The sequence below is a fragment of the Bradyrhizobium sp. BRP56 genome, from assembly GCF_020194035.1.
Taxonomy (GTDB): domain Bacteria; phylum Pseudomonadota; class Alphaproteobacteria; order Rhizobiales; family Xanthobacteraceae; genus Bradyrhizobium; species Bradyrhizobium australafricanum.
In genome coordinates this window covers 26613-50125 of sequence record NZ_JADYVV010000032.1, presented here as the reverse complement: position 1 = coordinate 50125, position 23513 = coordinate 26613, and the positions used below count along the sequence as shown (strand labels likewise).

The 23513-nt window shown below is 60.3% G+C and carries 14 protein-coding genes, 8 pseudogenes and 1 other annotated feature; of the genes and pseudogenes, 14 read left to right on the top strand and 8 right to left on the bottom strand.

The window, feature by feature from the left end; genetic code table 11:
* Window positions 1-21: 21 nt before the first annotated feature.
* A complete protein-coding gene (locus tag I6F38_RS22530) occupies window positions 22-591 on the bottom strand; it encodes a YecA family protein (protein ID WP_225161843.1) in 570 nt (189 codons plus the stop codon).
* Between the two features lie 29 nt (window positions 592-620).
* Window positions 621-2181: pseudogene (locus tag I6F38_RS22525) on the bottom strand (IS66 family transposase).
* A gap of 171 nt (window positions 2182-2352) precedes the next feature.
* On the opposite strand from I6F38_RS22525, the gene I6F38_RS22520 reads away from it, so the two are divergent.
* Window positions 2353-2649: a hypothetical protein gene (locus I6F38_RS22520; protein WP_225161842.1), complete on the top strand. Its 297-nt coding sequence runs from the start codon at window positions 2353-2355 to the stop codon at window positions 2647-2649.
* Window positions 2650-3276: 627 nt separating this feature from the next.
* Here the strand turns inward: I6F38_RS22520 and I6F38_RS22515 are convergent.
* Window positions 3277-4612: pseudogene (locus I6F38_RS22515) on the bottom strand (IS5 family transposase).
* Between the two features lie 217 nt (window positions 4613-4829).
* Entirely contained in the window at window positions 4830-5000 is a 171-nt protein-coding gene (locus tag I6F38_RS22510; RefSeq protein ID WP_157788232.1) for a hypothetical protein, read from the bottom strand.
* A gap of 1480 nt (window positions 5001-6480) precedes the next feature.
* Between I6F38_RS22510 and I6F38_RS22505 the strand changes: the two genes are divergently transcribed.
* Both I6F38_RS22505 and I6F38_RS22500 read left to right on the top strand, forming a co-directional pair.
* Window positions 6481-6654, top strand: coding sequence for a hypothetical protein (locus tag I6F38_RS22505; protein ID WP_157788233.1), 174 nt, complete (start codon window positions 6481-6483; stop codon window positions 6652-6654).
* 164 nt (window positions 6655-6818) lie between these two features.
* Window positions 6819-6962, top strand: a complete 144-nt coding sequence (locus tag I6F38_RS22500; protein ID WP_157788234.1) for a hypothetical protein — start codon at window positions 6819-6821, stop codon at window positions 6960-6962.
* Window positions 6963-7442: 480 nt separating this feature from the next.
* Here I6F38_RS22500 and I6F38_RS22495 read toward each other — a convergent pair.
* Window positions 7443-8560, bottom strand: a pseudogene (locus I6F38_RS22495) (IS630 family transposase).
* A gap of 1745 nt (window positions 8561-10305) precedes the next feature.
* On the opposite strand from I6F38_RS22495, the gene I6F38_RS22490 reads away from it, so the two are divergent.
* From I6F38_RS22490 to I6F38_RS22470, 5 genes and pseudogenes are all read left to right on the top strand, one after another.
* A complete protein-coding gene (locus I6F38_RS22490) occupies window positions 10306-10740 on the top strand; it encodes a hypothetical protein (RefSeq protein ID WP_225161841.1) in 435 nt (144 codons plus the stop codon).
* Between the two features lie 306 nt (window positions 10741-11046).
* On the top strand, window positions 11047-11607 hold the full coding sequence (locus I6F38_RS22485) for a hypothetical protein (protein WP_346657125.1): 561 nt from the start codon (window positions 11047-11049) through the stop codon (window positions 11605-11607).
* A gap of 224 nt (window positions 11608-11831) precedes the next feature.
* Window positions 11832-12698: pseudogene (locus I6F38_RS22480) on the top strand (alcohol dehydrogenase catalytic domain-containing protein).
* 899 nt (window positions 12699-13597) lie between these two features.
* Complete coding sequence (locus tag I6F38_RS22475; RefSeq protein WP_225161840.1) at window positions 13598-13864, top strand: hypothetical protein; 267 nt, start codon at window positions 13598-13600, stop codon at window positions 13862-13864.
* A gap of 534 nt (window positions 13865-14398) precedes the next feature.
* Window positions 14399-14715, top strand: a pseudogene (locus I6F38_RS22470) (IS110 family transposase); the annotation flags it as partial.
* Between the two features lie 106 nt (window positions 14716-14821).
* Here the strand turns inward: I6F38_RS22470 and I6F38_RS22465 are convergent.
* A pseudogene (locus I6F38_RS22465) lies at window positions 14822-15601 on the bottom strand (IS6 family transposase).
* A gap of 174 nt (window positions 15602-15775) precedes the next feature.
* On the opposite strand from I6F38_RS22465, the gene I6F38_RS22460 reads away from it, so the two are divergent.
* Both I6F38_RS22460 and I6F38_RS22455 read left to right on the top strand, forming a co-directional pair.
* Window positions 15776-15964, top strand: a complete 189-nt coding sequence (locus I6F38_RS22460; protein ID WP_016848505.1) for a hypothetical protein — start codon at window positions 15776-15778, stop codon at window positions 15962-15964.
* A 320-nt stretch (window positions 15965-16284) separates the two neighbouring features.
* A complete protein-coding gene (locus I6F38_RS22455) occupies window positions 16285-17664 on the top strand; it encodes an aspartate aminotransferase family protein (RefSeq protein WP_225161870.1) in 1380 nt (459 codons plus the stop codon).
* Between the two features lie 274 nt (window positions 17665-17938).
* On the opposite strand, the gene I6F38_RS22450 is transcribed toward I6F38_RS22455, so the two are convergent.
* On the bottom strand, window positions 17939-18766 hold the full coding sequence (locus I6F38_RS22450; RefSeq protein ID WP_225161839.1) for a ParA family protein: 828 nt from the start codon (window positions 18764-18766) through the stop codon (window positions 17939-17941).
* 905 nt (window positions 18767-19671) lie between these two features.
* On the opposite strand from I6F38_RS22450, the pseudogene I6F38_RS22445 reads away from it, so the two are divergent.
* From I6F38_RS22445 to I6F38_RS22435, 3 genes and pseudogenes are all read left to right on the top strand, one after another.
* Window positions 19672-19935 (top strand): annotated as a pseudogene (locus I6F38_RS22445) (IS21 family transposase); the annotation flags it as partial.
* Window positions 19936-20124: 189 nt separating this feature from the next.
* Window positions 20125-20403, top strand: a complete 279-nt coding sequence (locus tag I6F38_RS22440) for a type II toxin-antitoxin system Phd/YefM family antitoxin (RefSeq protein WP_028337909.1) — start codon at window positions 20125-20127, stop codon at window positions 20401-20403.
* Window positions 20400-20837 (top strand): type II toxin-antitoxin system VapC family toxin, encoded by a 438-nt coding sequence (locus I6F38_RS22435; RefSeq protein ID WP_225161838.1) that lies wholly within the window; start codon window positions 20400-20402, stop codon window positions 20835-20837. Before I6F38_RS22440 ends, I6F38_RS22435 begins: the two co-directional genes overlap by 4 nt.
* Window positions 20838-21158: 321 nt before the next feature.
* Here the strand turns inward: I6F38_RS22435 and I6F38_RS22430 are convergent.
* Window positions 21159-21292: pseudogene (locus I6F38_RS22430) on the bottom strand (IS3 family transposase); the annotation flags it as partial.
* Window positions 21162-21278: a sequence feature (AL1L pseudoknot), on the bottom strand. (Overlaps the previous pseudogene by 117 nt.)
* A gap of 1439 nt (window positions 21293-22731) precedes the next feature.
* Here I6F38_RS22430 and I6F38_RS22425 point away from each other — a divergent pair.
* Window positions 22732-23406: an AMP-binding protein gene (locus tag I6F38_RS22425; protein ID WP_346657124.1), complete on the top strand. Its 675-nt coding sequence runs from the start codon at window positions 22732-22734 to the stop codon at window positions 23404-23406.
* The last annotated feature ends 107 nt before the right edge of the window (window positions 23407-23513 follow it).

Genomic DNA, 23513 nt, shown 5'->3' with positions numbered 1-23513 from the left:
GAGCTCCCACGTCCGCGGTGATCAGCGTGCGTAGCGGATCGGCATCCAATATTGGCGCAAGGCCTCGACGGCCGCTGGGATGTCGGCGTGAGCGTTAGGCTCGCGGCCGCTTTGTGGCGCTCCGAGCAGCGGACGGTTCTGATCGTCGCGACTGTGCAGCAGGATGGGCAGCAGCAGGCCGTGATTGCCGTTGCCGGCGTCCAGCAACGGCGCCCACGCGGACAGTCTGAGCTGCATCGCGGCATAGAAGCCCTGGCACCAGGGGCGCGGATCGATATCGCCATTGACGTCGCGCCGGTGCATCGGCTCGAACCGATCGGGCGCGGTCGAGAGGGTGTTGCTGATGTCGTTGTGGCGTAGCGCGACGGCTGATATCGCGGCGAACTCCGGCGTGCCGCCATGGTTGAAAGCGTCAGCGTCGATCGCGAGCAGCGGGCAGATCCAGTCGAGCGGGCTCATTGACACCGGTCCGGCGACGATCGCGGCGGCATAGCCGTCGAGCATGGCGATGCTGGTGGCGACAGGATGGCGATTGGCGCGAGCCTGGAGCCATCGCTCGAGCTCCGTAAGCGGCATCGCAGCTGACGTCATCGAGGATGCTGTTTTATGGCGGCGCGGGCTCATGCGGCAGCCTGTGTGGTGCGATGGTGCGCCGCCTTCCAGTTCCAGGTGAGCAGTTCTTGCAGCTGATGGCTTTTGGTTCGCCCGGACACGATGCGCTCCAGCACGTCTGTCAGGTAGGCTTGCGGGTCGAGTTCATGGAGTTTTGGCGTGTTCACGAGCGAGGCCAGGATTGCCCAGCTCTCGGCGCCGCCTTCGCTGCCGCTGAACAATGAATTGCGTCTTCCCATCGCAATCGGGCGCATGGAACGCTCGACCGTGTTGCTGTCGACCTCGACACGGCCGTCGCGGAGGAACAGCGTCAACCCGTCCCAGTGATTGAGCGCATAGTTGATCGCTTCTGCCAGCTTCGACTGTGAAAAGAGCTGGTCCACCATCCCGGTCAGTCGCGCCTTGAGTGCCGCCATCAACGGTGCGCTCGTGGTGCGGCGGGTGGAAAGCCGCTGCTCCGCACTGCTGCCACGGATCTCCGCTTCGATGGCATAGACTGCCTGCAGGCGTTCGATCACCTCGCGAGCGAACGGCGACTGGGTCGTCTTGTACACCTCGACGAATTTGCGGCGGGCATGGGCGAGACAAAAGGCGAGCTGGATCGCGCCGCGATGATGGCGGGCGAGCGCCTTGTAGGCGGCATAACCATCTACTTGCAGAATGCCGGAAAAGCCCGTCAATTGTCCGGCGATCTCCTCCGTGCCGCGGCCGTTGGCGAACACGTAGGCAACCGCCGGCGGCGACGGCCCGCCCCATGGCCGGTCATCCATGGCATGCGCCCAGAACTGGCAGATGCGGGTGCGATGTCGTCCGGGATCGAGCACCGGCATCGGCGTCTCGTCGCAAAACAGGCGCGGTGCAGCCTGGATCATCCGCAGCTGGAGCTCGTAGAGGCTCTTGAGCCACCAGGCGGCACGCTTGACCCAGCCGGCGAGCGTCGCGCGGTCGAGCTGGATGCCCTGGCCGGCCAGGATCTGAACCTGCCGGTACAGCGGCAGATACCAGGCGAACTTCGAAACCACCACATGGCTCACGAGTGCCGTCGAGGCCATGCCACTCTCAATCAGGCGCGGCAGTACCTTTGCCTGGACCACACCATCGGTGCAGCTGCGGCAGGCGTACTTGGGACGGACCGTCCGCAACACCTGCAGCATCGCCGGGATCACGTCCAGCACCTCGCTGACGTCCTCGCCAATCTTGTGAAGCTGGCCTTGGCAGCACGGCCACGCGGTCGCCTCCGGCTCCAGCACCTGCTCACAACGCGGCAGGTGCTTGGGCAGCGCACCGATCACCGATGTTGCGGCGCGCTCTCTTGCGTGGCCTGTTGGGCGCCACAGGCGCATCGTCGTTGGCCGGCGCAGGCCGTGTGGCGTCGGTTTGAAGATCATCCAGCTCGAGCGCCAGTTGCTCATCCACGAGCACCGCAAGCCTCTCCGAACGCTTCCCGAAGATCATCTCCCTGAGTGTCTGCATGGCCACACGCAGCTTCTCGTTCTCGGCATCAAGCGCGAGCACCATCTCGGTCAGAGACGCCGGAACGGTCGGGAGAGCGTCGAGACGAATCGCCATGATCAGACGATACATGTGCACGCTCCACGCTCCAATCCTCCTCTTACCCAACAACGGCCGGCTGCTTCACAGGCTTGGGTGAGACGCGCGTCCACTCCAACCCGTCAAGCGAGGGCACATCGAAATATCCCCTCTCGGGAGTCTGACGAATCACCTGCCATCGAAGTTACAGTGTGCGAACCGACGCATCCGTTGTTCGGCCGCACGTTCCGCATCATTCGCCGCTCGGTCCTTGGTGGCGGCATCCCGCTTTCGTACGAGGTCGAACATCGAGACAGTGCCAGCCTTTTGATTCCGGTCGCGGCGACCGAACCACGGACGTCGATGGAGAATCGAACGAAGCTGAGCGTCGAGGCACTACACGATCTGACCTCTCTGGTTGAGCAGTTCGAACACGATGCCGATCGATCCGAAAGACCTTTGAGCTTGTGGGACACAGTGCCGAACCGTATGGCGGGCCTTACGTGAAATGTCTGACATTGTGGGGACCTTCTGCAATGGGCGACCACATTTCCTGAACAAGTGACATTGATCCCGGCGGTCGCCCGCTAGTTTGTGTCGCGCGGTCGGACAGGACGCCACGTGCGCGACATCAGCGGATCGTTGCGATCGTCGTATATGGGTACAAGCTCGCCAGCCTTCAACCCGAGGCCCTTCAAATCGGATAGCCACCAAGGCCTGCCGATTAAGTCCTTGTTTAAGGTGCATGAGTTCGGAAGTGGCCCGTTTCGGGCTTCGCACCGCATCAGCGATAAGTTCGCTCTGCGGTCCGAAGCGGACCGTTCAAGCTAAGTGTCGCAGCGTCCGTTGAATTACCCACCCAGTTCGGTGTCAGTCGGTGCTATAGTCCCCGACCGATCACGGTATCTCACAGCGTGCAAGGCGTTGCTCGCGTGGGCTACTCACGGTGTGGCGCTATGAGATTGCCGGACATACCGGTTACGGAAGAGGCGAATGTCATTTAATGGCACGATCGTTGCTCGGCGATCGAAACTGGCGCTCGCTTACATCACCGATGTCATAGCGACTTAGAATGGGGGGTAGATTTTGAGGTGAGTCCTGAGTCCTCCGTGGAGAACGCGAACGAGCGCTGATTCAAGCGATCTTTTGAGCCGGGACAGTTTCGGCGAAGGCCCGGATGATGGCACGCAGGAGTTCTGCGAGCCATCGCAGGAGCAGGCCGAAGTTGTAGCCGGCCGCGGCGAGGACGGCGTTGATGCGGTCGCCGCCGCGGCCTTTGAGATAGTTGCGGTCCATGCGGTGCTCGGCCTTGACGTGGCCGATGACGGGCTCGACGGCCGGACGACGCTTCATCTCGCGCCGGATGGAAGCCGTGACGCGACGGACCTGGCCCGAGATCCAGACCCTGAACCGGTGCGGGTGATTGTGGCCGCGGTACCCTTTGTCGACATGGATGCGGCGAGCCTCCACGCCGGTGAGCTTCTCCACGTCGGCGACCACAGGGCCGAGCGTGTGGCCGTCGGAGGGATTGCCGTGCAGCGCCTTGGCATGGAGCACGAACTGTCCGCCCTTCGGGGACGTCACGGGGGTGGCGATACTGACCTTGCAGCCGAACTCGTAAGGCGCGCGGGCTTTGCCCTTGCCGATGCACTCGACCTCCGGCGCATGTAACGCATAGACCTTGGGGCCGCGCTGATGCTGATCCTGGACTGCGCACCCGCTGCGCCAGATCGAGCAGCGGGCCGAAGCGCGCTTCCAGGCACCGCATCGCCATCAATCTTGCGGCGGATGTCGCGGATGATCCGGCCAAGCCGCGTCCGCAGGAACTTGAGCTGGCGCCGGGCGCGCTTGAACTGGTGGCCGTGGGTATAGCGGCCGACCATGATAGCAGCGCGCTTGGCCAGCCGCAGATAGCTCTGGCGCAGCGGCACACGATTGCGCTTGGCGAGCCCGACGAGCTTGGTGATGGCCCGATGCATCAGCCGCGCGTCGGTCGGGTGCGCAACGGCCTTGGGCTGCACCGTGGTATCGACGACCACCGCTCCAGGTCCTTAGGGCCGACGGCGCCAGCCTTGTGCGCCACCGACAGACTTTCCTGGATCAGCGCAACGAGCTGCTCCTCGCCGAGCCGCTGGCGCCAGCGTGTCATCGACGATCGATCGAACGGCAGACGGTGGCAGAAGCTCAACTCGCCGCAGAAGTATTGGTAATAGGGGTTCTCGATCCAGCGGGCGCACAGCACCTCATCCGAGAGATTGCGCATGTGCTTCAGGATGAACAGGCCAGCGACAAGCCGCGTCGGCACGCCGGGCTGCCCCGGACCGGTTTGGCACACCGAACCAAAGCGGTCATCCAGAAACTTCCAGTCGATCAGCGCCGCCAACCGCACCAACGGGTGGCCCATGTCGATGATTTGATCAAGGGCCGGAAGCAACAGGTCTTTCTGGCGATCATCCCGCGGTTTGCTCATCGCCGTCCCCAATGCCGATGACCCGCCGTCAGGGAATCACGAATCGCTCGAAAGCAAAATCCCAAAACGCAAGAAAGCGCGGCCCAACACCCGGCTTTCCTGCAAAATCGAATACTTTATCGAGACAACTTCTGCCTATCTCTCAGGCCGATCCGCATTCTTCACGGACGACTCCTGAATTGAGGGCCAGAGGCGCTCAGTGATGGTAGCGGCCCGGTCAGGAGACCTGGTTCGCAAGCAGACACTTTATTCGTTCGGCCTCTTCCCTCGACAGTTTCTCGGCCCAGTTGCCGTTCCTTAAAAGAGCTGGCCCCTTGCGTTCTCGATCGTAAACCATCCAGCCGATGGTGCCCTGACGAACGATGAGCCGTTGTGCTGCCAATTCCAAGACGGCCTCCAGTGGCACCTAGAAAAGAAGCTTCGACAAGGGCAAAATGCCTAGGGCGAGGCGTTGGGTTGTCGTGAGCCAAAAATCAACCCAAGAACCGATCATGACTTGTGCAAAGATATAGAGCAGCATCACGCACCAATCCGCAGCTCGTTCGGGCTTTGAGGTGCAATCCAACCACGCTCGAAGGAAGCGGCCGTTGCCATCCTGCCCAAGAAACTCTCTCACGTCCTAAATGGCAACCAAATTACTATCGCAACCAAAGGCTGTCTATCGTAAAGAAGGCAGCTTCGCTCCGTAAATGTCCGGGGTTGGCTAATCACTCAGGCAGTGATGCACCAAAGCAGATGAGGCCAACAATTAGCAGCGCGCCAGCGCATGCCTCCAAGACCTTCGATCTATGCCGACGTGCGTACAAGGCGAGGGCGGATCCCGAAATCATGCTCAGGATACCGAGTTCGCCTATCATTCTCGAACCAAATTGCTGAACTTGAAAAATGGCTTTGGGCAAAACGAAGCGTCTAGACGAAGCCATCCGGTCGTCGCTTGAAATGAAATCATCTTCGGACACCCAGGCGCCGCACGCAGCCAGCGAGTTTCCATGTAGGCATTGAACCTTATCGCGCATCGGGCGACCTAGATGCCCTGCTCGGTTACGGCTTTAGGCCGACGACGCTCTGCCGTTAAATAGATGGCGACAACCAGGGGCGACAACCTACTTGATTTGGTCCTTGAGGCTATCGCGGAAGTGTTGCCGATTAGATCCGCGCATTTAATTCCTTGGGTTTCCGGGCCGGCGAGCTCTAGTCGAAGCCTATCCGCGCGCTTCCGCCGCGCTCGGTTCCGGCCCGGTACGAAGTATTCGAGGCGCCAAGGATTGGAGGCATCGTCTCCGGGTAATTCCCCCCATATCGAATGCTGTTTCGCCAGCCGAGCCAAAGGTTCGGGCCAGGCTCGGGATCTCCGGGCTCTGGCGAGATAGCCTTCGCGAACCCGTCCATTCTCGAGCGCATCGAGGCCGGTGAGCGTGCTGATGGACGCGAGATTCATGGCCGAAAGCTGATCGCGCTTAAGCGGCGGGAGCGATGCTTTGCGGCTGCCAATTCCAAGGCAGCAATTCGTTAATGCGCTTGGCAGGGCATCCGGTACCTTGGGGGAAAGCTGGTTGCCGCCATTCCCCCAGCCTAAAGCGTCCTTTTTGCCATACGGCAATCGCTGCTCATGTTGGACGCAGAAAAATCTGATCCTCATGGCCTGGCGGCCCTAGTGTTCCCGTTTAGCCCACGCCCTTGAGATGAGGTCGCGTCGACGTGCAACCAGCCGGATGGTGTCTTGAACCAGCATTCGCCTGGTTTAACCCGGGTGTGCCCGTGTCCAGCTTTCCAGTACCGGACTGTTCTAAGAAGCGATGCGGGATGCCTGCCGATTGCGGTCGCAAAAGGTATATTCTGACGGTTCGTCAACCCAGCGGAGAATACCCATGGCCAAAAAGCCACGGTCTGCACCGCCTTCCAAGACCGTGCACCCCATCAGGTCATCGAAGATTAAGCACCTTGCAGGTATTGCGACGGCCACGCCGTTCAAGCTGAACAAGCATACCCAGGAATTCGAAGCATCCGTGCTGCGATACATTGAGCCAGAGGCGGCAAGGTGAAGTAGCGGTACAAACCCCTTTTTGATTTCATTACGTGGCCCCGCGAATGTGCAGACATCTGCACATCTGCGTGGCCCCCCCTTTTCGGTAGGCGGCAACTGTCGGTGGGGCATGTAAACCTATCGGGATCGATCTGTCTTTCTGCCCGCGCGGAGGCCCTCGCCATGAAGCGGATGTCGACCCCTGAAGCGATCGCGGCCGTCGCCTTGTTAGCGATCTTCGCGTTTGCGATTTGGTTTCACGCCATTGCCGTGAACGTCGAGCACTCGTCGTCGAACCGTGCGCGATCGATGGTCACACTTCGATGACCATAGAAAGTAGCAGAGGTCGGGATGCGTAAGATGCTGGTCTATGGCTCAGCTCGATAGAGTCTTGCCTCAGCTGTCACGGAATCGGGTACGAAGCCGTACAGGCCCACAGAACGCGAACTGAGAGGAGTTGGCCGCCATTTCCAACTCCCTGGCGAGATTAGTGATGGGATAGTCCATCGCCGAGTAGTTGCAGGTTCGTTAAACGCACCGCAGTGATAGCGCTGCTTTTGGGATGAGGCAGGCTCCTGCCGAACGATTTTATGATTCTCCAGCACATCGACATGGGAGAACAATGCGGCAGCTCAGAGGAGAGTATGAGGCTGCCCTCTCCTGCAACCGGCGTTTGCGGCGGTTGGGTTCGCATTCAAGACGATATTGAAAGGGCGCTTAGCCGGCATGATTTTGTGCGAGCGTATCGGTATGCTTTACGGCTTTGCCTGCTAGTCACGGAAGAAGCCGCAGCGTAGCGCGTTGAATCTAAAGTTCGCCACATAAAGTCTGCTGGGCTTTGTGGCAGAAGCGTTTGACGGAAGCCAAAATCTGGTTTCTGCGGACTTGGTCCATTTGAAGGGGCTTCGGGTTTCTGTTGTGCAAGTCGATGAGGGTACGGATGTCGGCCTCGAGCTGCCTGACGGAGGTGTGAACACCTCGCTGGATCTGCTTTCTGGTGAGCTCAGCGAACTAGCGCTCGACCTGATTGATCCATGACGCGGAAGTCGGCGTAAAATGCACATGGTAGTGAGGCCGGCGGCGAGCCACGCTTTGATCTTGGGTGTTTTGGGGGTGGCGTAGTTATCCATGACGATATGGACATCAAGGCTTTCAGGGGCATGGGCATCGATCTCATTTAAAAACTTCAAGAACTCGACTGCCCGGTGGCGCTTGTAGCATTTGCCGATGACGAACCCGGAGGCGACGTCGAGCGCGGCAAACAGCGAGGTGGTACCGTGCAGCACATAGCTGTGCGTGCGCCGTTCCGGGCACGTCAGGCATCATCGGCAAGACCGGCTGCTCGCGATCGAGAGCCTGAATCTGGCTTTTCTCATCGATGCTGAGGACGAGAGCTCGGTTCGGTGGGGATAGGTAAAGGCCGACGATATCGCGCAGCTTGTTGACAAACAGCGGATCGCTCGACAGCTTGAATGTCTGGCTACGGTGCGGCTGCAAGCCGAACGCCGACCACATTCGGCGGATCGTGGTGTGGTGTAGGAAAAGCCAGTTTCCGCAGCCATCGAGCGGCTCGACCAATGCGTCGCGTCGCCCGGCGTCGCTTGCAGCGTTCGCTCGATCAGGGCGGCAACCTGATTGTCGCTGATCGTGCGAGGGCGGCCAGGTCGCGCTTCGTCAAGCAGGCCATCACAGCGATCCTTCAAAAATCGGCGGCGCCACTTGCCAACGGTGTGTTCATGGATGCCGAGTTCGGCAGCCACGGACTTGTTTGGCAAGCCATCTGCACACCGCAGGATCGCGCGGCACCGCTCAGATAGCGATCGGGCAACTCGATGACGACGAACTTGCCTCTCCAAGTACGCTCGCTCCTGCGGACTCGGCACCAACGGCGCGATCGGCCGGCCTCTCACACCTGCATTAGCCAAAAGCGCTCTCCCCTACAGAGATTCGAGCTATCATATCTATCATATAATGTGGTGAACTTGCATTCCAGATGACTAGAAGATCGATTGTGGACGGGTGCGCCCCGGTAAGTCGTACCTGCGTTTGAGCCGGCGCTGAGGCCAAACTTGTAGTGCCAGCTCCCGCTTGAGCTGCGCGCTTCGTCCGGGACACGGACCAGGACATTTCCGGGGCATCGTGGGACATCCGTGACATCGTCGTCAGAATCGTCGGGAACGGCACGGGACATGATGGGACAATGAACACACGCCCCGCGCGTCAGCGCGTCTATCGGCAGGCGCAGGTGTCAGCTATGGCCGCGGGCCAACCATCGCTTCGCTCGCCGAGCGCCTTTGGCGCCTGGCGGTCGTCCCAACGGAACAAGTTCTGAGCGCGCGAAGCCTCAGCACAGCGCGCGAGCTACGCGGCCCGGCGCCACTCGGAAATGATGTTGCCGCTGCTCAGCACTCATCATCAGGGGGGCTTCTGGCGCCATTCGCGCCCAGCTTTTCGGCTGGTCTGAAGCAGAAGGTGCAACTTCAGTTCCTCGCATTTCTTTGCGACCTCCCAAACGGCGGCAGAGGAAGCTCGCCAGCTCACGGAGAGTATCGCTCGCCCGCTTCTCATGCATCTTTCGTCTCGGTCCATTCGGCTCCGGAGTAGATGTCGGGTTTATCAGGTGTTGGCGGGAGATTTCGTCGCGGTTCGTTATGGCCTCTTTCGCTCGGCGCCATAGGCCATTCAAAGATCAAGGTTAACTTCACAGCTTCCGCCCGGTCAGCGACTGAACCGCAGCAGTTACGTGCTTGCATTCCTCGTCGTCATCGGCGTCTTCCTTGAAGACGGCGACCGCCACCAACCATCCATTTTTGCGCCCTTAAAGGGCTTGTCTCGGAAACGCATTCGTTCCGTCGTTATCGGCCGAGCAGACGCCGTTCAGGCAGGTGTTCCTACTCAGCGACGAGTCCTCTTACATTACCGGTTCAGAGATGATCGTGGATGGTAGTCTCACAATCGGCGTCCCACAGAAATCTAAAGCGCCCGAGACAATTTTTTGATGGGTATCGACTGAATGACGCCAACACACCGTTTTCGTGCGCGGTTGTCAATTATGTCAGTCGCGACCACGTATCCAAAGTACTATGTCGCTCGATCCAATTACGCGCCTTGGAGAATGCGGGTTTATCGTGCCAGCCAGGATGGTAGTCGAATTCGCGGGTGGACTGTTCAGCAGTGCGTCCGCGAATCTCTTCGCGTCAGCCTCACTTGGAAAGGTTCTGGTTTCTCGAATGGAGTATCGATTTGGCCCTTTCGACTGGTTGAAGGAAACATACCAAGTGTGTTGTAGCCATATCCTTTTCGTGCTCATCGGCCGATGACTTTATGCCTCAACGCATGTGATGCAGCCGGATCTGCACAGTTTTTCAGTGACGATCATTAACTAGGGTGGTCATGCCTCCATCAGCAGGTCAATTGCGAGTATTGGTAGTTGATCGTTTGCGGCAATTGTCGTCGATGGAGGGCTTGACTATTTGGCAGGCCGTCGGATCGACCCAGCCCAGAAGGGCGGCAAGAAGATCGGGTTACACCGGCAGACTTGACCACGCCCCGCGCCGCCGAGGCCGGCGGGAGCGAAGCAATATCCGCTGTCTAACGCAGCCCCGATGCTTGGCTTGCTCGCGCCATGCGCGGCCCGCGCTCAGGAAAACACGCCCCAGCCGATCCTGCGGTGATGCTCGATCCGCCGTGCGTCGTCGTGAGACAGGCCGCCACGCTGTGGATCGAGGTGCTGGCGCCGAACTACATGATGGCGCCGCCCAAGCTGGTAGATTTCCAACTGCGCAATGCCCTGACGCGCCAGCTGCGCAGCCCAAATGAGAGCGAAGAGCGCGACGGGCTCACTTATGGCGGCGTCCGGTTCGAATTCGCGATCCATCCGCAGGAGCCGGGCAGCTACGCGATCTCTGGCCTGACGATCGTCATCAAATACGCAGCCGATCCGCCAGCCACACGCGAGGCAACGCTTACGCTCCCGCGGATCGCATTTCAACCCTCATCCCGCATGTGGCACCCGATCTGCAGCCCTTCCCCGCTGCACGCAGTCTGTCGATCGCGCAGACCATCAATCGCTCGTCGGATCAGCTCGAGACCGGGAATGCCGTGACGCGAACCGTCACTATCGAGGACCGAGGGCATCCCGGCGATGCTGTTGTCGCCGGCGAAATTTGCTGTCCTAGACGGGCTCAAGCTCTACCCTGCTCAGCCGTCGCTTCAGACATCGGCGCGCAAAGAATCGACGTGGCGCATTTCGATGCGGTGACCTGCATGTCGAGGCAAACCCGGCAGCGAGCGGCGCATCGCCAGTTGCTACGTCCAGCGCACGCCGGTCATGAGGCGTATTGCGCGACGTGTTCGCGCTCGACTGGCTGCAACGGCTCGAACCGGTCGCGCCACGTATGCGATCGAGGCATTGCGTCTCGCTGCCCACGATCCAGTACTCGACGCCGAGATCTGCGTGGTCGAGGGCGCGCCTGTTCGCGCCGTCTACAGACGTGGCCGCGGCACCGAACATCGGCGCAACTCAATCGCGTTGACGATCGTGCGGTGCCGCTCAATCGGCAGAGGAGGCCTGCGCGATGAGCCGTCATGCAAGCGCCGTTGCGGTCTCGAAGCGAGCCATCTTGATTGCGCTGGCCACTCTGCTGCCCGGCGCACTCGCGCCTGCATGCGCGCTGACCCAGCCCGACCCGCTGCCTTCTTGGAACGGCGGCCGGAAAAGGCGATTGCCGATTTCGTCACGCGCGAGGGCGGGCGGGACCTCGTTCCGCCGGCCGAGCATATGGCCATGTTCAACAACGACGGCACGCTGTGGACCGAGCAGCCCTTCTATTTCCAGCTCGCCTTCACGCTCGACCGGGACAATGGCGCCGGAGCATCCGTACTGGAAGACGCGGCAGCCGTTCAAGGCGATTCTGGAGAAGGACACCGGGGCGCTTGCCGCGGGCGGGGAGAAGGACCCGCTGCAGATTAATGGCGGTGCCGCATGCCGGCATGACCACCGATGCGTTCGCAAGCTCGGTGCGCGACTGGCTCGGACGGCTCAGTTGCGGTGCAGTTCGGTGGTTACGACAGCAAGATCCAGAACTGCCTACCGATCACCAAAGTCTGGAACTAACGGTTCGGCTCTTACCGGCCCACGGTGGCAATTTTCCGAGGCAAAGCCGGCGGACTGAATACGCAAGGAGGAGATGCGAAATGAAAGCGCTTATCTTCGAAGGTCCCGGTAAAAAGTCTCTCGCGCAGCGACCGAAACCGGCCATCCTGGAATCCGGAGACGCCATCGTGCGCTTCGTGAAAACCACGGTCTGGGCACTGATCTCCACATCCTCAAGGGCGATGTAACGACCTGTCAGGTCGGCCGAATCCTAAGCCATGAGAGAGTGGGCGTCGTTGAGCAGGTTGGCGATGGCGTGACCGCTTTCAAGGCGGGTGACCGCGTCCTCATCTCCTGCATATCGTCCTGCGGCAGATGCGACTTGTGCCGGAGAGGCATGTATTCGCGGTGTCGTACCGGTGGGTGGATTCTCGGCAGCAAGATCGACGGCACGCAGGCCGAATATGTCCGGACGCCGCATGCTGACACCAGCCTCCCCCATTTGCCTGATGGGGTCGATGAGGAAGCTGTCGTCGTGCTCAGCGACATCCTTCCCACCGGATTCGAATGCGGCGTGCTCAACGGCAAGATCTCGCCCGGCTCCGCCGTCGCCATCGTCCGTGCCAGCCCCGTCGGCCTCGCTACGCTGCTGACCGCACAGTTCTATTCGCCTGCCGAGATCATCATGATCGATCTCGACGACAAGCGCCTCGCCATTGCGCGCCAGTTTGGCGCAACACAGACGGTCAACAGCGCTGATGGCAAAGCAGTTGAGAAGGTTCGCGCGCTGACGGGGGAGATGGCGTGGATGCTGCCGACGCCCATGCTGCTGAAGATGGTCGTTTCCCACCGCATTGAACCGAAGCTGTTGATTACACACCGCTTCAAGCTCGACGAGATCATGGACGCCTACGACATGTTCTCGTGCAGCAGAGACCGGGGCCTTGAAGGTGATCATCGAGACATAAAACAGCGAGGAAGGCAGTGGTGTCGGCAGGCGGAAGAGAGAGGTTCGACACAGCCCAGGCACGAAAGTTGTCTGAGGTTGCAACGAAGGGCCACCTATCAGGCTACGTTCCGAAGGCGCGCGCACCTTCTCACGAGAAGCCCATCGACCGAATAACACACGCTCCGGGTTTAAACAAGACAGACGGCAATCTAGCTGATCAGCCCGCGTAAGATGGCCTCCACGCGCATTGAGACGGCCGTGTATGCTGCGCGGCCTTGATGGCTTGGTCTCTCGTGCGGTCGCAGGGAAGCGTGGCGAGCAGCCGCTCGAAGCGCACCCTGCGCCAGGCCTGCACGCGGCGGAGGCGCGGCAGGGGCGCCGGCTGCTCTTCAACGCTGATCCGCTTCTCACTCGTCAAATTGGCCAGCTCTCTCTGAGGTTGTGCGCCAAGCCAAACTCGCGGAGGAAGGGATGAGATTCCCGGAATGTTACGGATTGGCTCAGAGGCCGAATTCGACAAAGAGGGATGGCTAGACTAGCGATCGATGATCCCCGGCGAGGATGGCTTTGGCGCGCACGGAGACGGCCATGTAGTGCTGTGCCGCTTTGATAGACTTGAGCTTACCCGGGTCATTCTGTGCGATGTTGGGATTAGATAGGAGGCGCTGGAGCCGCGCCCTGCGCCACGCCTGCACACGGCGGAGGTGTGGCAGGATGGCCGGCCGCGCGACAGTGTCGATCCGCTCAAACTTGCTCGCCGCTGCGGCTTTCCTCCTAGTCGCAGCCTAGCGCAGCTCGCGCCACACACGGAAGAGGGTCCCGTGATCCTGCGGACTGGGCCCGCCACGATTTGCAATCCTCCCATTATTGGGAGGTGGGTGCGTAGAGTAACTTCCTGTCTTGAATATCGGAGGAGTGATGGCAGCAGGATGGATGGTTACGATCGGCGTCCCCAAAGACGACGGCAAGCTTCGATATGTAACCTATGCGGTCGCAATCGCCGATGCGGCAGAAGCCGTAAAGGCTTCATTGGCGGCCAGCGCGGGCGAAGCAGCGATCTCGAATTCCGAACTCGGCGAAGCCGACTTGAAGGGCCTTGGCCTAAGAGCCGGCGAGCTTGTGACCATATACGATGATCGGATCGATCCGCTGATCTCGCGGACGTGGCGTCCTGATACCGGCTAGGATCGAGCGCCCCAATCCTCAAGGCACGGCTGACCAGAGCCTTTTGGGGCCGCGTGCGATTGTTTGGCACGCTAGTTGCTGGGCTTGGTTGCTTGGCCCCGATGTCGCGGGACAACAAGTCGAAAAGTCAGAACTTAGCGCGGGCGGTCCGCTCCAACCCGCCCGGGTATTGTGTTGCCAGCGACCCAGCATAGGTTTCTCTCGGCAGAGATCGCGTGGTCTAAGGTACACATCCGGGGAGAAAGTGCATGACCAAACGCCGGATGCTTTTCAAGCTAGCAAAGCCCCTTACTGACCGCCTGTTGGAAGAGGCGGCGCGCTTAAGGAGCCGCGCTGACCAAATGCCAGCATGCGCAAAGCGCGACGCGATATTGCGCAAAGCGCGCGAGTATCAAGTGACCGCTCACCTGGCAGATTGGATTAGATCGTCCGGGCTTAGGTCCCCGACTTAGCCGGCGGCCCTCATCTTACCCCGTGGACGCTTCAACCCGAGAAGCTTGAACACGTGAGCGCTGATCTTCTCTGTAAGTCCGTATGTCCGCCTCTGCCGATGAGGTGGCTCGCCCTACACTGCGCGTCCGAGGGTTGCTCGGGCGAACCGAGCCGATTCTCATCACGGGAGGACGAGCCGTGGCAGATTATAGGGAAGCATTCGTCGAAATCGATGTGGCCAAGCTGAGAAATGCCGTCGCGATTGCGGATGCAGGCCGGCGGGGGAGGTTCGGTTCTTCGGCGAGGTTGATGCTTCGGCCACCAACATGCGCCGCGTCCTAGGGCGGATCGCCAACCGGTTTGACCGCGTCCACTTCTGTTACGAAGCCGGGCTCTCAGAGCCTACTACAGGTGTCCACTCATTCGGAGGAGGTTCAGGATCAGGGAAGTGAGCCCGAATAATCCGCTAGGCGTGAGTATTATTCTAATCCCTCGACTCAAAGGAGGTTGACCGGCATCGTCAACTTAATCGACCGCTGAGCTGAAGGAGGCAATTCTCAAAGGTTCGAGATTCGGCCATTGTGCTTGTCGTGGAGATCTCGCGCCAAGTTGCAAAGGCTCGCTCGCGCGAAGCACGACGGAAGTCGGCAGTGACAGCTCCGGGATAGGGGATGTGGAAAAGGTTCGCGACCTGATCGTGAACTGACAGAAACCGTTGAGCCTGATGGCACGATTTGAAACGCTTCATGATCCGCTCGCGTCGCCGCGTCGGCTGATGAGAATTCTCGGCCCGATTGTTGAGAGCTTTGTGTGGCGATGTTCGACGTGAAAGCCCATCTTCGCCCTCGCAGTGCCGTACGAACGGAGCTTGTCCGTGATCATCAGGCGCGGCGGCGTGCCGACGGATTTCAAGAGCTTTTTCATGGGCCGCTGCGCAACGCGCGAGTCTCTTCGGCGCTGGATCAAGACGTCGAGAACGAAGCCATTTTGGTCGACAGCGCGCCAGAGCCAATGTTGTTCACCCGCGATCGAAATAACGACTTCGTCCAGATGCCATTTGTCACCGCGAGCGGGAGCGCGCTGGTCGGATCCGATCGGAGAACGCCTTGCCGAATTTCCGTCCCTACTGGCGCACGGTTTCATAGGTCACGCCAATGCCACGGTCACGCCAATGCCACGCGCCGCCAGCATTTCCTCGACCATGCGCAAGCTTAAGGGAAACCGGAAATGCAACCAAACGGCATAGCTGATTACTTCCGGTGGGAAGCGATGGCGGCGATAAAGAGGGTCCCGGACGGTCGGCATGCCCGTCGCCTACCCCCTCGGGCGCTCCAATTCGTTAACTTGACGGTGCCGGTTGGGGAGTGAGCCTACAAGCTTTGGCAGGCGACGAACTCAACGAGTTAAGGTATTCTGGAGGAAACTCGGTCGCGCATCTCCGCTCAAAGCCGGGACGCGACCAGATCAAGGAGATCACGGATGGCCCACAAGACACTGGTCAATCAGAGCTGGCCGTTGTTTACAGTGTTGCTCATCACGCGTATTGGCTCGGAGCCCAACCAGTCCGTGGCGACGCGCGGCAGCAGCTGGGATAACGTGCTGAACACACATGACACGCTGACCTTCAGCGGAACGAGCGGCCTGAACGTGGTGGGCTCGAATACGTAAACGCGGTCCACGGCGCTACGACCACCGACTCTCTACGGTCTGAACGCCGCCGGCAGCTTGGTGGAAGCTTCCGTCGGCGACCAACACGTCTCGGAAATCCGACGCTTCGTCGTGCTTGGATATCGTCCGCTCTCTTCACTTCCAGACAGTGCGTCGCCGCCGGTTAAGCCTGTGGTCAGGCATTGGCACAAGCGAATTCCTTGAAAGAGATCGTCAACCACGACTATCGCAAGGCCCAGAGAAACCGGGACCGGACCGGCGCTTCCCCACATGATGCTCCGGTCCCTATCCAATTCTGAACCGATGATGTGACGCCGACCATGCTGCCCAGTTCTCAACAGGCCCGAGATGTGGCCTATCAGCTTCACGCCTATACCAACGCGCGGTCGCACCAACGGGCCGGGCCGCTCATAATTGAATGCGGCGAGGGCCCCTACGTCTTCGACACGGCAGGAAAACGCTACCTCGATGCGATGGCCGGTCTCTGGAGTGCGGGTCTTGGCTTCAGCGAAAAGCGGCTTATCGAAGCCGCGCATCGCCAGATGCAAATCCTGCCATTCTATCATACCTTCGCATCACGATCGAATGGGCCTTCCATCGCGCTTGCCGAGAAGCTGGTGAAGATGTCTCCGGTGCCGATGAGTAAGGTGTTCTTCACAAACTCCGGCTCGGAAGCAAACGATACGGTGTTGAAGCTGATCGCCTATCGATCGAATGCATTGGGCCAGCCTCAGCGCAAGAAGGTCATCAGCCGGTTGCGCGGCTATCACGGCGTCACGATCGGTGCGGCAAGCCTGACCGGATTTCCCGACAATCACCGCTCTTTCGATCTGCCGCTGCCCAACATTATGCACACGGGCTCCCCCCATTTCTACAAAGACAGCCGTGCGGGCGAATCGGAGGAGACCTTTGCGGCGCGTCGGGCCGAGGAGCTCGAGTCGCTGATTCAGCGCGAAGGTGCCGATACCATTGCAGCATTCTTCGGTGAGCCCGTAATGGGCGCGGGCGGGGTCATCGTTCCGCCGCCGACTTACTGGGACAAAATTCAAAGGGTGCTAAAAAAGCATAGCATCCTTTTGGTCGCTGATGAGGTGATTTGCGGCTTTGGCCGGACCGGAAAAATGTTCGGTTGCGAAACCTACAACATCGCGCCCGATGTAATCGTAGTTTCGAAGCAGCTCACGTCCAGTTATTTTCCGTTATCGGCGATCATAATGAATGACTACATGTTCGAACCAATCGCGGACGAGAGCAATAAGGTTGGACTGCTGGCTCATGGCTTCACGGGCGGTGGTCACCCGGTCGGAGCCGCCGTTGCGCTCGAAAACCTCAAACTCATCGAGGAGCGGGGTCTGATTGCGAACGTTGGCCGCATCGGGGCCTACATGCAGGAACGGCTGCGCACGCTCGTTGACCATCCACTCGTTGGGGAGGTCCGCGGCGTTGGCCTTATTGCGGCAATCGAGCTGGTGCTGGACAAGAAACGGAAAGTCGCCGCTACCACTCCGGGCGACGTTGGCAGCATCGCGAGCCGGTTGCTGCAAGAGCGAGGGATCATCGTGCGGAATGTAGATGATGCATTGTCGATATGCCCACCTCTGATCGTCAACAAGGATCAAATCGACGAACTCGTCGACGGGATCACGGGCATGCTCCACGATCTTAAGGCGACTGTGGTTAATTGTCGCGAGCCTCACTAGCGTTCACTCAACTCCGCTTAGTGCGCCTCAAGTCCGATTGCCTGGACAGATCCACCAATGATCGATACACGGCGCATAACGCGCATGCATTTGCCCGATCGGACCGGTGCTTCCGCAAATCCTCGGCGCAGTCGAAGTCAGGCGTAACAATTATAGGGCGAGATCCACGGCGCGAGATGCAGCCGCCCGGAAAGCGTGACCCTCATCGCGGCGAATCACGAAGGCCTGCCTTTCGCAGCAAGAGGCGTTGACGATCGCTGGGCCTCGCTCTCGATCAAGGCAAACGGGATGGATTTATCTCGGTTGGCACAATGGCGACGATAGCATCTACGCCGCAAGGTCGACCAGGGCTTGGACCACGCCTCAGCCGCCGACCTCGAAGCGGCTGATCCGGAAGACGCAGCCCCTGCGTCAAGCGACCGCCCTCAAAGGAAGCTTGAGCCGAAGCTTCTCGCCGAGACCGAGTACCGGGCAAGTCGGCCGGGGGACAGGTAGGAAACCATTTTTCAAGGACTTGCGAGATTTCCCCGAGATCATGCCGCTTGCTCGCGGCCAAGGTAAAGATGGTGACTTTTCTAGATTGCGAATTGAGCGACGTTGCAGCTTCGCTCAAGCGGCAACCCCGCGGTGGCGTCTGATTGAGCACGAAAGCAAATCGGCGGTTGAGCCTACGAATGGCAATCAGCGTAGGTATCGCAGCTTCGATGTCGGCCAGACTTGGACGCACCGGGATCAGGCAAAGATCGGCACTCGCGATGGCACGCATAGCCAGTGCATTGTTCGTGGGAGCGGTATCGATAATTGTAAGCCAGATCCCCTCAGCTTCAAGGCTGACGAGCGCCTCTTCTATTCCGGCGGGATCGGCGACCCGAACGACCCGCGGATAGGGATGCCCGCGCCGCTCTATCCATTTTGAGATCGTCTCTTGTGGATCCGCGTCGACAATTCCGACGCGCTCCCCGTGTCCCATCGCGGCCACTGCGATTCCGACCGTCAGCGTGCTCTTGCCGCTTCCTCCTTTTTGGGTGACTAGAGCAAGGACATACATCGCCTGCGCGTCAGGGACAACAACGACATGAAAGACACGAGGTGAGCCTACCATTCCGTCTCGCAAATCGCATCAATAGCGAGCGCGGAACTCACAATCAAATCGGAGCGCAGCCACTAACTATAGTAGCGCGCTATACGGCGTCCAACGCCGGCCGGTCCAAACATTGGGCCACGCGGACATTCCATAGCCAACCCGAACGTTTAAAGGTGCTGGCCAGCGCTGCTACAAAAGCAGGACTCTCGCATAATCCGCCCCTTACTGTTTGCCGCTTTCGCGACGGCGCATCGAGTGATAACCTACCTTTTCTCGCCAGGCACAGTGTTTGTGAGGGAATCCGTTTAGCGCGCATACCGGAATCGTGAGTCCGCTGTTGCCATTCTGACAAATTCAGCGGGAGGTCGTAAGCAGGCGCTGGGGCACTGCAACGGAAAGGTGCACGGACGGCAGGGTAAGGCGCCCGTGCGAGTTGCGGTACGAAGAGCTTGGCCGTCGAGAGGACAATCGCAAGCGACCAAGCCATGTGGCTCAGCAACCCTCGTGCCAGACGATGAAAGAAAGGCGAGAGAGCAGAACGGCGCACTGTCACACTGGCGCCAGCTAACTGTTCGTGCAGCGCCGGACACGCGCGTCATCAACCCGACACGGTTGAGCGAGATGAGACGTGCGACGTATGATGCCGAGGACGCAAGGTGATTGGATCAATCTCGCCATCTGTAAAACGATCGGCTCGCCTGGTCTCAAGCCGAGATTTTGCAACATTTCAGGTTCAAGCGGGAAGTTGAGCATTGCGGCAGTGGCGCCGTCGTCTTGTCTGGCGGCCGGGTGCGTCTGGTGCAAGCTGTTGATCGTCTCGACAAGAGGGAATCGACGCCTTGCCTGGCCTCCACATCGGCCGCCGCGGCCTCGGGGGACAATGTCAATCGGTAGGTCATGTACAGCCGCATCTGGTGGTCGGTGCCAAGGCGGGATTCTCGAAAGCGAGTGCGTATCGGATCGAGGGCGATGCGCGTCCGCCATCCCAGAAGAAGGGGCCGAGGGGGCGGGGACGGTCCGATCCGCTCGCCCCCTACTGGGACGCCGAGATCATTCCGATCCTGAAGGCTGCACCCGGCATCCGCGTGATCGGCGTGCTGGACGAATTACGCCGACGGCATCCCAACCTCAACCCCGCGCTCAACGGCCCCGAACAGGACGTGATCTTCCGCCAGGAGCACGAGCCCGCTGGTTCCGGCCGACCGCGCCGGCCTCATTAGCCGCCGCCGGCGGCGTCTTGGTTTGTTTCGCGTGACATGACAGTTCCTTCCCTTCGCTCTCGATATTAGCGGAACGGCGCCACACTCGGTACCTGTTGAAAATCGCTGCAATCCAGCTTATAGTCACGCTGGTCACTATAGTCACAGGAGCGGATCGTGACAGCCTCCCGAAAGACCCCTGCGCCCGAAACCGACCATTGGACCGTGGCTGGCGCCAAGGCGCGCCTCTCCGAGGTGATCGAACGCGCCCAGACCGATCCGCAGATCATTACTCGCCACGGCAAGCCCAGTGTCGTCATCGTCTCCGCCGAGGAATGGGCGCGCAAGACCGACCGCAAGGGCACGCTCGCCGAATTCCTGATGGCCTCGCCGCTGCGCGATGCCGATCTCGATCTCGAGCGGGTTCGCGATCAGCCGCGCGACCTTGATCTATGAATGTCCTGCTCGATACCAACGTGCTGTCGGAGGTTCGCCGGCCGGCGCCCGATCCGAAAGTGCTCGCGTGGCTTGATACGATCGACGAGGATCGGGCCTTCATCAGCGTTGCGTCGATCGCCGAACTCCGGCGCGGTATCGCCCTGATGGACGACGGCCGCCGTCGCGAGGCGCTTTCCGCCTGGCTCGCGGAGGATCTGCCGGCGCGCTTCGCCGGCCGGATTCTGCCGATCGACCCGGCGATCGCCGGGCGCTGGGGTGATCTGATGGCGCAAGCCCGACAGAGCGGCTTTGCGCTCTCGGTCATGGACGGTTTTTTTGCGGCCACTGCTCTCGACCGGGAGCTCGTACTCGCGACGCGCAACACCAAGGATTTTGCGCCGCTGGGTGTGCCGCTTTTGAACCCCTGGACCGATGAAGGAGCGCTGGGATGACCGTCGCTGCCCGCCTCCCCGACGCCGCTTCGCTCGAAACCGTCCTGGCTGGCCTCGGTCCGGCGTCCGCCGACGCGGACCTGATCCCAGCCTTGACGGTAGGCCTTTCCAGGCTTCGCGTTCGGCATCGCGCCGATCGATGACGATTACTGGCGCGACACCCGATCGGTTCTGCGAGCACGCGGCTTGGCGAATTGCGGCCGTGGATGATTGCCGAACTGGCCAAGGAAAATGGCGATGTGACGGCGGTCTGGGAGCGGTTGAAGGAGATCGATCTTCAGATCACCGAATGGCGCGGCATCAGCGTCTTCGTGTCGGCGCCGACGGGGCAATCGGCAGCACCTTGCAGATCGGCTCGACCCCGTAAGCCTCGCGATGATCGTCGATGAAGGCGATCATGGCTTGAACCGGCGGTCGAGCTCCGCCTGGGCAAAATACGCCGATGCCTTGCGCAAAGGGACCCGTCACGATCGTCGCGACCCAAGTCTAAGGGGTTCAGTTTGGTCGATTGGATGCCATCGAGCCCATGGCGCTCGGCGGTCGTGAGGTTCTCGCATGCTGATGTCGCATTGAGTTCGAGCGGTGCTGCACGAGAGATGGGCTACGAGCCATACTGGGCAGATCGGGCAAGCGTCAGTCCACAGCTGAACGGAGCGATCTGACATCAGTCGTGGGGCGGCGCTTTTTCTACGGAGCTGACGGCGGTGTCAGCTCGGTTAGATAAGCAACTAGCTAATGCGCTGTTTGGTGCATCTCTGGCTGCGTTCAGATTTGGCGGCCAAACCTCGGAGGGTGTCACTCGCCATTGAGTAATCACCAGTTGTTGCAGTTGCGTATTTGGGAAGTTTAGCAATTAATCGCGGGAACCGTTGAGTGGAGTGCGCTAGGTCGTCGTTGGAGGTAAGGCCGCCTTTCTATGGAAGGCAGGATTGAGTCGGGTCGATCTCACGGAGACACAATGGCAGATACTCGATCCGCTGTTGCCCGATCGCGGCGAGCGCGGGCCGCGAATTCTAGGGAAGGGGCGTACGGTCAACAGCATTCTGTGGGTTCTGCGTACTGGCACGCCGTAGCGCGACATGACGAAACGACACGGCAAGTGAAACTCGGTCTCCATTCGCTTCAGCCTTTGGAGCAAATCTGGTGTATGGGATGCGGCCTTCCAGCCTTTAGCGAGTCTCGGGCCTCCCAATGTCTGTCCAAGGCCCTCGTTGGCGATAACGTGGTCGTTGTCAGATGCTTGGACGTTTCGTCTGACCGCCGGGGTTTTTCGGCGGGCTCCCTGCTTGATGCCCACCCGAACCAATGGCGTCTCGCGACGGGTGCAGATGATGTTTTTGTTTTTCGGAGCAGTTTAGATGATGATCACTGGTGAGGCAGAGCGCCAGTTGGGATGGACTCCCGCGCCGAGCGTATCGCGAGCCCGGTTGAAATCGTCGGTGGAGGTGAATGGAGCGGATGCAAGTTACCATTGATCGTGATTTTGCAGAGGTTCTCAGGGCGATCACCTCCGAATGCGCTCGGTTGAGGGACAACGATAGTTTTGCGAGGGATGCTATAGTGCGCTGCCCGACGTTGCGGGGTATGGCGGCGCTACGATCGCGTCGGGCCTTGGCTGATTGGCGTTGGCTAGTACGGAAAGCAGTTGTTCCGCTGCTGCTGATGTGGCTTCGAGCCCTCAGGTCGGGCGACATATTGACCGCATGATCCAGCATTTGCAAGGTTCGCTTGCTGTTGTTGCCGATGCCGAGCAGCCGGTTGGGCGGATTGAGCTGCTGTCAGTCGCCGAGCGGGCGTATCTGTTGGAGGAGCTGAACCGGACGGCGGCGCCTTATCCCTCGGAGGTGTGCATCCACGAGCTGTTCGAGGCCGAGGTGCGCCGGAGGCGGTGGCGGTGGTCTATCAGGACCAGCGCGTCAGCTATGGCGAGCTCAATGCGCGGGCCAACCAGTTGGCGCATCATCTGATCGGGCTCGGGGTGACGCCGGACCAGCCGGTGGCGATCTGCCTGGAGCGCAGTCCGATGATGGTGGGGCTGTTGGCGATCCTCAAGGCGGGTGGGGCGTATCTGCCGCTGGACCCGGCCTATCCGGGCGCGCGGCTCAACCAGGTTCTTGCGGATGCGGCGCCGCCGCTGCTGCTGGCCGACGCGGCCGGACGATCCGCGCTGGGCAGCGAGGCGCTGGCCGATCTCACCGTGATCGATCTCGACACGGCAACGCCGGCCTGGGCGGAGCTGCCGGCATCCGATCCGGACCCGGGCGCGCTCGGCCTGACCTCGCGCCATCTCGCCTATGTGATCTATACCTCCGGCTCAACCGGCACCCCAAAAGGCGTCGTGGTCGAGCATCGCAGCCTGGTCAATCTTGTCGCATGGCATGTGCATGCGTTTTGTCCGCAACCAGAATCCTGCTGCGCACTCACGGCTGGACTAGCATTCGATGCCAACACGTATGGTCTGCGTTATGTAACCGCAGCACATTGCTGCTGCCGCCCAGAGCGGCAGCAGGAGATTCCTTGCGTCTGCTGCAATGGTGGCGAGATCAATCGCTGGCCGTTGCCTTTTTGATCACGCCACTGGCTACACTCGCGCTAGAAGATAAGCTCATCAATTCCAGATTGGAGTACTTGCTTGTTGGCGGGGATCGTCTCCAACGTGTGCCTGCGTCTCTACCA